The organism is Shewanella sp. S23-S33 (genome assembly GCF_043359565.1).
Lineage (GTDB): Bacteria > Pseudomonadota > Gammaproteobacteria > Enterobacterales > Shewanellaceae > Shewanella > Shewanella oncorhynchi.
The window spans coordinates 1-8,288 of record NZ_JBHFFD010000070.1; the positions used below are offsets into that span (position 1 = coordinate 1).

Annotated in this window: 9 protein-coding genes and 1 pseudogene; 3 read left to right on the top strand and 7 right to left on the bottom strand. The window is 45.5% G+C overall.

Going from position 1 to position 8,288, the window contains the following annotated elements:
* Positions 1 to 1,128 (top strand): IS4 family transposase (locus tag ACHA99_RS20395; RefSeq protein ID WP_393944667.1); only part of this gene is annotated, 1,128 nt, incomplete at its 5' end.
* A 298-nt stretch (positions 1,129 to 1,426) separates the two neighbouring features.
* On the opposite strand, the gene ACHA99_RS20400 is transcribed toward ACHA99_RS20395, so the two are convergent.
* A complete protein-coding gene (locus tag ACHA99_RS20400) occupies positions 1,427 to 1,705 on the bottom strand; it encodes a hypothetical protein (protein WP_263164109.1) in 279 nt (92 codons plus the stop codon).
* A 225-nt stretch (positions 1,706 to 1,930) separates the two neighbouring features.
* Here ACHA99_RS20400 and ACHA99_RS20405 point away from each other — a divergent pair, with 225 nt between their 5' ends.
* On the top strand, positions 1,931 to 3,754 hold the full coding sequence (locus ACHA99_RS20405; RefSeq protein WP_393944669.1) for a glycerophosphodiester phosphodiesterase family protein: 1,824 nt from the start codon (positions 1,931 to 1,933) through the stop codon (positions 3,752 to 3,754).
* A gap of 7 nt (positions 3,755 to 3,761) precedes the next feature.
* Here ACHA99_RS20405 and ACHA99_RS20410 read toward each other — a convergent pair whose 3' ends face one another.
* Entirely contained in the window at positions 3,762 to 4,193 is a 432-nt protein-coding gene (locus ACHA99_RS20410) for a hypothetical protein (RefSeq protein WP_393944671.1), read from the bottom strand.
* A 381-nt stretch (positions 4,194 to 4,574) separates the two neighbouring features.
* On the opposite strand from ACHA99_RS20410, the gene mtnC reads away from it, so the two are divergent.
* Entirely contained in the window at positions 4,575 to 5,255 is a 681-nt protein-coding gene (gene mtnC, locus ACHA99_RS20415) for an acireductone synthase (protein WP_338257485.1), read from the top strand.
* Between the two features lie 105 nt (positions 5,256 to 5,360).
* On the opposite strand, the gene ACHA99_RS20420 is transcribed toward mtnC, so the two are convergent.
* The 5 genes and pseudogenes from ACHA99_RS20420 to ACHA99_RS20440 form a co-directional block, all read right to left on the bottom strand.
* Complete coding sequence (locus tag ACHA99_RS20420) at positions 5,361 to 6,452, bottom strand: hypothetical protein (RefSeq protein WP_393944672.1); 1,092 nt, start codon at positions 6,450 to 6,452, stop codon at positions 5,361 to 5,363.
* Positions 6,453 to 6,722: 270 nt separating this feature from the next.
* Positions 6,723 to 7,109 carry a carboxymuconolactone decarboxylase family protein gene (locus ACHA99_RS20425; protein WP_393944674.1) on the bottom strand — a complete coding sequence of 129 codons (387 nt, stop codon included), beginning with the start codon at positions 7,107 to 7,109 and terminating at the stop codon, positions 6,723 to 6,725.
* A gap of 216 nt (positions 7,110 to 7,325) precedes the next feature.
* A complete protein-coding gene (locus ACHA99_RS20430) occupies positions 7,326 to 7,676 on the bottom strand; it encodes a MerR family transcriptional regulator (protein WP_393944676.1) in 351 nt (116 codons plus the stop codon).
* Between the two features lie 3 nt (positions 7,677 to 7,679).
* Positions 7,680 to 8,075 (bottom strand): GFA family protein, encoded by a 396-nt coding sequence (locus tag ACHA99_RS20435; protein WP_393944678.1) that lies wholly within the window; start codon positions 8,073 to 8,075, stop codon positions 7,680 to 7,682.
* Positions 8,076 to 8,100: 25 nt separating this feature from the next.
* Positions 8,101 to 8,288, bottom strand: a pseudogene (locus ACHA99_RS20440) (flavodoxin family protein); the annotation flags it as partial.

An 8,288-nucleotide genomic window follows, 5' to 3' on the forward strand; every position in this document is an offset into this window, starting at 1 on the left:
TGCCGAGCACTTATCAACGCGGATTGCCTCACCCTAACGCATTTAGGGCGGCACATTGATGGCACCAGCACTCATACTAAGCACTCAATAAAACGCATGGATAGATTGTTGGGCAACCCGCATCTTCACCATGAAAGAATGGCTGTTTATCAGTGGCATGCAAAGTGGTTGCTAACAGCACATACGATGCCGACAATATTGGTGGATTGGTCAGATATGCGTGAAGGTCGTGAGCTTATTGCGCTACGCGCCTCTATCGCTATCAAAGGTCGCTCTATCACGCTCTACGAACGAACATTTCCGTTAGTGCTGCAAGGCACTCAAACCGCCCATAATCAGTTTCTTAATGAACTCAGAAAAGTATTACCTGACAACATCACCCCGCTGATAGTCACTGACGCGGGCTTTCGTAATCCATGGTTTCGAAAAGTCGAGCAGCTCGGTTGGTATTGGCTGGGTCGCGTTAGAGGATTGAGTGTCTATCGGCCGCATCCTTTCGGTCGCCAATTTTCACTAAAAGCGCTTTATCCCCAAGCCCGTCGTCGCGCAAAACATGTTGGGCGGGTGGCGTTATCGGTAAAGAAACCTTTGTTATGTGAGATGGTATTGTTCAGGGCCCCAAGTAAAGGCAGAAAAGGTCAGCGAAGTACGACAACAGACTGTCACCATACTGCGCAATGGACGTATGAGTTGACCGCCAAAGAGCCTTGGGCACTGGTGACTAACTTGACCATGGAAGCCATGTCGCCTCAAAAACTGGTTAATATTTACCAAAAGCGGATGCAAATAGAAGAAACCTTTAGAGATTTAAAAAGTCCCGCTTATGGCTTTGGTTTACGTCATAGCAGAACACGTTACGCGGCGAGGATGGACATACTGCTATTGATAGCGTTATTGGTGCAACTGGCATTTTGGTGGTTAGGATTATACGGGGAAACACAGCAATTACAGCGGCACTTCCAAGCAAACACGGTAAAGAAAAGGAATGTGCTATCAACAATCAGGATAGGCAAAGAACTGCTGCGGCGACGGCATGATTACCCCATATCAGCAGATGATTTGCTTTGTGCTGCGAAGAAACTAGCTGAACTCTCATTAATTCATGGTTGTTGGGGTTATGAATTATGAGGGGATCCTACAGAGTGGAGCCCCCAAAAACAGGGCAAGAACAAGGCTTGAAAGTACGGGATTTCTCATCAATAACTCCTTGGCTAACATAAAAATCAGAGGCTTGCTTAATCCTCTGATAATCCTGTACCACCGAAGTTCAGCAAATATCATCCCAATCCACCACAAATGCACAAACCTTTGAGCTAGCACTCATTTTTCGCGCCGAATTAACGATGGTTGCGTTTCATCTTGGGAGATTTAGCAATCGGTTGCAAATATCGATGACTTACCTCTCAACATTTTTAAAAGCAACGGGCTAAAACATATTAAAAATCAACCATAAAAACAAAATAGAAGGTATTACCATCAGCGTGCTCACAACCACATATACCCAATGTTTGAAATAGATAAAGATCCCGATACCCACAATATTGGCAACAACAATAGAAATCACCAGCAGCAAAGGGGAGGCAATATGTGCAATATTATTCAAAACTCGAGATGTTGGGATATGGATTATCACTCCCGTAGAATTCAGCACAATCAACACTGCCAGTAATGAAAATGCCATCAGTACCCAAAAAAACTTACTCATTGTCCCTATCAACCTGTTATCCCTACATCCATCAGGATTATAAAGGTTCGTACCCCTATATGGCATACACTATTGAGTGTAATTATCTGTTTTACAAAGCACACCACCGAAAGCAACAGACAGGCATAAATCATCATCTTACCCAAGGTAATAAATTCGATGACTAACCTTAAACCTGAAACGCTGCTAAATTACAGTCCTAACTCGCACGAATAAGGAAGCGGCATGCTCAATCCTGAACACAGTTACTGGCATGACACGCTTAAAGCCATTCGTCGCTGCGGTAGAAAACTCATTGAATTTGAACTGTTATTCACCTTAGTGTCGGCAGGTATTATCGTCCCGTCTTTTGGCTGGCTACTGCGCCATCTGATTGCCAAAACGGGCAATGTCACCATTACCAATTACGACTTAATCGCCTTTGCCATGTCTCCCTATGGCTTGCTGTTTATGGTCATTACTCTATTCAGCAGCTTTACCGTGTTTTTTACCCAACGTGCTGGAGTCACGATTCTCGCAGCATCTGGCTTATACGATATTCCCATTGGCCCAGTGCGGGCGCTGATTTTCGCGACAGCGCGCTTACCCGTATTTATTCGCCTTGGTAGCATTTATGCGGCTTGCTTATTGCTGCTCAGCGTACCTTTTATCGGGTTAGGATATCTGATTTTCAGCGTGTTTCTACAGGGACACGACATCAATTACTACTTGTATTTTAAGCCTGTAGACTGGTATCTCGCCTTAACGAGTATGGCGTTCTTAGCGATAATCTATGTCCTTGTTGCCTTATATCTGTGGGCCAAAGCGGCCTTTTCACTGACGATAATTGTCAGTGAAACAACCGATGCATTAACGGCACTCAAACGCAGTTGGCAGTTAAGTGCAGGTAATGAACGCCCGATTATGTGGCACGCTGCGGGTTGGTGGTTGAGGATAGGTGCTTTGGTGTATCCCTTAATACTACTGATCTCCTGGGGAGCCGATAGCTTACTCGACCAGGTCTCACTGACACTTTCGGCAGAATTAGCCATATTGGCCCTTATCTCTGCACTGATTTTTATGCTCAGTGCGGCATGGTCCTTACTCGGCATGTTTGGGGAAGCCTTTATCATATTGCTGTTATACCGCCAACTGGGAGAAAAACCCGCAGGGTTAGAACGCCTTGGGCGACAAACGGTAAAAAGAACGTCTGAGCTGTCGCTTTATACGATAAGCGGGGTATTGGTCGGCACTTTTTTAATCATGTTGGGATTAGGGGCATATGCACTCAATAGTGAACCACAAAGGGATGACATCCTGATTACTGCCCACCGTGCTGGTGCAGCTAGAGCACCAGAAAATACCCTTGCGGCTTTGCATTTAGCGATTGCAGAAAAGGCGGACTATGCCGAAATCGATGTGCAAACGGCATCCGATGGCACCTTAATGGTATTGCACGATGCTGATTTGATGCGCATAGCGGGCGATCCAAGACGAGTTGCCAACCTCAGTGCGAGCGAAATGCAACAGCTTGATGCGGGGAGCTGGCACAGTGCCGCTTTTGCAGGGGAATCCGTACCAACACTACTAGAGATGCTTAATGAGGCACGCAACAAAATCGGTTTGAACATTGAGCTTAAATATAATCAAGCCGATCCCAGCTTAGCGCAGGCCGTTGTCGCCCTATTGCAACAAGAGAAAATGACACAACAAGTGGTGATTACGTCGCTCGAAGCAAGAGCCATTGAAGAAGTGCAACGACTCGACCCTTCCATTCACACTGGCCTTATCGTCACTCAATCCATTGGCGATCCCATTAAGGCGAATACACAATTCTTAGCGGTCAATCAATCGATTACTAACGAAAAATTTATCGCCCGTGCACACAAAGGAGGTAAGCAAGTGCATGTATGGACAGTAAATAATCCACGGCAAATGCTGCGTATGTTGGCGCTGGGAGCCGATGTGCTCATTACCGACTATCCGCAGGAAGCCGTGGAAATCCGAGAACAGTGGCTCGCGTTATCCCCTGTTGAACAAACGGCACTGCGCCTACGCTATGTTCTGTAAATTCTGCTTATTTACTAGGCCCCGCCTCGAAGCGCTTAGCTCTGCGTTGAAGCAACCAAAAAAGGCTTAACACCCCAAATGAAGCGGCTAAAGTGGTCAGCGTTAGTGCAAAACCTTTGAATGAAAACAGGTTTAAAGTAAAACCATCTAATACCAGTACCGCCAAGCCAAGCGGCATTTGGATAAGCACAGCGGTAAACCAATCGAAGGGAAGTTTAGGAAAGATCCTGTGGTAAGCATAAAGCACTAAACCTGCAAGCAATATCAGCAAACTCGCATCATGAGCCGCCAACAAAAGATACTCCACACTATTATGCGAGATGTGAGGCACCGCACTCAACATGTCCAACATATAACCTGCGCTGGCGACCAATGAGAAGCTGATAAAACTCAATAAGGCTAATAGGATACCAAAGCCAAGTGCGGGTAGATATTTCATGTAAGGTCTCTCTATTCGCAGGTGAAATATGCTGTCTCGTCTCCCGAAAACCACAGCATGCAAGGTATAAAGGAGTAAAGAGACTTTAACTACAATAGCAGCCTAAATTTCCCTTAGCTATTAAGACCATAGTCTTATGTCTACCACAAACTTGTGCGCAATAAACGAGATGAAATCCAGTATCAAGTTAGTGTTTTCTCGGATAATCAGTGGATAAGCTTTTAAAATTACTAGATTAATCAAATTTCAATCTTATCGCTTAGTGATATCACCCACAATTTGCCCATGTGTTTGGGTGAAATAGACTAGCCAATTTCACCAATAACGCTTAGGATCGGAGTTGCATTTTTTAGCCAACATATTGTGGAGTATCAAAACATTATGGGTATCAGAGCCATAGTCGTAGACACAGCAGGCACCACGACAGACCTAAACTTTATCCAAGATGTACTATTCCCCTATTCTGTCAAAGCCTTGCCAGACTTTTTAGAACAGAACCAACACAATGTATTGGTTGAAAACTGTATTTGTGACACTAAAGATATCGCCCTAGAGCCTGAGGCTGACTTAGCGCGTGTAACTGAGATCCTGCAACAGTGGGTCAACGAAGACCGTAAAGCCACGCCACTTAAAACCTTACAAGGGTTAATTTGGAAACAAGGCTATGCCCATGGCGAATTTAAGGGCCATATCTTCCCGGACTTTATTGAAGCGGTGAAACGTTTTAGCGCACAAAACCTGCGTATTTACAGCTTTTCATCCGGCTCAGTCGACGCGCAAAAACTGTTGTTCGGCCACAGTGACGGCGGCGATTTAACTGAAATGTTTAACGGCCATTTCGACACCCGCACGGGCAACAAATTAGATAAGCAGGCTTACTGCAATATCCTCAACACTATCAGCTTAAGCCCCAAACAAGTGCTGTTTGTGTCTGATGTTATTGAAGAATTAAAGGCTGCTGACGCTGCGGGTATGATGACCTGCCAAATGGTTCGCGACAGCAAACAACGCACTGGAGAGTTCCGCAAAATCAGCAACTTCGATGAGCTGCTGATTGAATAATGCGATTGTTGAATAACGTGATGGTTGAATAACACGATAGTCAGCTCAAGCTGATTTAGCCGATAAAACGAAAGCGACCTTGTGGTCGCTTTTTTATTAATTGACTCAATTGCCCTTCACCGCCAACGGAAACGCGGCCGAGATACATTTTTCCACCTCAAAACGATAACCATAATCCGCATTCTTATCGGGTGTGATCAACAAAATCTCGTAATCATTTAATTCAATCACATTCGACTCGGCAGGCTTTTTACAACGCGAGCGGCCATTGGCTTCAAGTGAAAATGCGAACGTAGCTAGCCATTGCCGCACTAAGTACTGATATTGAGTTCGCACCGAGGCGTAGGCCTTTTTGCGCTCTTCCTCTTCCAGCTCGCCGTCATCATTACTATTCTCAGCCTTGCTCGATTTATCGCTTTCAGAGTCAAGAGCAGTCTGAGTTAGCTCTACAATCGGTACCGTCAGCACATCGGTCGCATCCGGCAACCGTCCCGATTTAGGCTCGCGAGGCGCATGCTTAGCGGCTTCTTGGGGAGAGGTAATAAAGTTGCCAAACGAGGTTTCAATGCGCGTCTCTAAATCAATTAACAAGCTCAAGTGATACAAAACCACAGTCGCTAGCACGATACGGATCAAAAAAGTCGTTTTACGGAATGAAGTATGCGAGGTAAGCCGTAACGACTTGACACCCATAGGTTTAAGCAAAAAAATTAATACAAAATAGATGGGGATAATCAACTGCAATGCCAGCAGCACAATTGCGCTCACCATTAAAAACCAAGCGGGCATATAGAGTAAAATCGCTAAGTTATGGGTGTAATTGAGATCGCTTGCTGAGACCCCAACCACTTCGTTGACTATCGCGCCAGACCAGCCCAAAGCAAAGTTGGCAATCATCGCATAAAACAGCAACAACACAGCTTTGCCCGCCAAACTGTGCCAAACCCGCTCGAACACAGGCCAAAACTCGATAGCCATAGCGATTACGGCAATCACAGCGACCAACCCCATTAACTCACTACTAAAAGCCAATATCAAAGCAATAAGATACAGCTTTTGCGCAAAGGATAACTTAGCCACCCCTAGGATAAGACAGCGCCAGAACTTGCCCAAACCTAAACGGATTTCACTCAGTGATGGTAAGCTGAGCTTTCGCAAGTATTGGCGAGCCGCTCCAATATAACCAATTAAATTCATTATTATTTTACATTCCATTGAAATAGTAAGACGGGCAACATTTGCCACTGTAATGTGCAAAGCACAATGATGGCAACTGTGCCACTCAATCTCGGTACATTGGTCACTTTGGCTATTCTCTAGCCAAAGTCGAACGCTCTGCTTAGAGTCGAATGAAAGCCCTGCAACACCCCATAGCCCGTTTAAATCCAACTAAAATGAACTTGAGAGAGGAAATCAAAGCGGCCTTATGGTCACTTTTGCAAATCGATAAACCTGACTCAGGACTAACTAAACGACGCTTAACTCCCGCTCAGAAAATACGGTTTTAGCGACAAACATGCCATTAAGTGCAGCAGGAAAGCCAGCATAAACCGACATTTGCAATATCACCTCAACAATTTCCAGCGGCGTACAACCGACATTCAATGCGCCATTAATATGTACGTTTAACTGTGGCTGACAATGCCCTAGCGCCGTGAGTGTGGCAACTGTCACTAGCTCCCGCGTCTTAAGGTCGAGCCCTTCACGCTGATAAATATCCCCAAAAGGATATTCAATAATGTACTTGCCTAAGTCAGGGCAAATATCGGCAAGACTGCGGATGACTTTCTCCCCCGCCTCACCGTCGATTTCAGTCAGTTTAGCGAGGCCCTGCACATATCTTTGATTACTCATTTTTAGCTCCTGTTGGATTAAATCACAGCAAGCAGCCTAAACCTTAGAGTTAACTCTAAGTCAATGGTTCATTGATGCATGACACAGGCAATGCGGATCAGTAAAACTAAACCTCTGTTTAACTCGCCGACTATAAGCACAAGCAAGCAAATAGAAAAGTAAACAATATTAGCTTTTTAGCATTTAACCACAAATGTTAGCGACTGAGCTTAGCCACTAAAAATGAGTTTGGTAATAGTGAATTTTTTGCTTAAGGGCAACCAAATGCTCCTGCTCTTGGCGAATACGCTCAGCCAATTGTGTTGCATGTTGCTCGAGTAACTGCTGTCGCTGGCCAGCGGTTGCATCGCCTTGGACACGCAGCTCGGCATAGGTCAATATCTGCTTTAACGGCATGCCCGTTTCTTTTAAGCGATTGATAAACCCAATCCATTCCGCTTCTTTCGCCGCATAATCACGATGCCCGCTGCCATTTCGCACGACAGACTGCAGTAGGCCAATTTTCTCGTAATATCTGAGCGTATGCGCCGACAGCCCTGTGAGTGTAGCAAACTGACCTATGTTCATAATCTAACGATCCGCAGGATGGTTAACGCCATCATTCGTGGGCACATTTTCGAGATCGAATGGATTGACCCCTTCGAGGCAACCAATGTTGTAACCATACTCATGGGGATTGGAACGTCGCTGGTGATGGGTGTAAATACCACAGATAGAGCAGAAGTAGTGTTTGGCAGTTTTGGTATTGAATTCATAGAGTTTCAGCGCATCCTCACCCTTGAGGATCTTAATCCCCGCCAGCGGCACAGAGCCAACAATTGCGCCCTTACGGCGACAGATAGAGCAATCGCAACGGCGTGGATTTTCGATGCCATTAGGCAATGACAACTCCAATACCACGGCACCACAATGGCAAGACGCTCTGTGTTTTGGCTGAATAAGAGTATTGCCCACTTGTTTAATCACACCCCACTCCTTGTTTCGCTAGATTCTATAAACCTAAATTCCCAAACCGCTGCACCAACGCTCGCCATTGTTGCAATTGCGGCTCCTTAGCACTCATCACTGGCCCCAACATATTGGATTTAGCCCGCTTAAAACCACTAAATACTAAGGTGGCGGTATCAAGCTGTTTGAGCGCGGGAGCGACTTGAAACCACTTGTAATACCAAGGCGGCG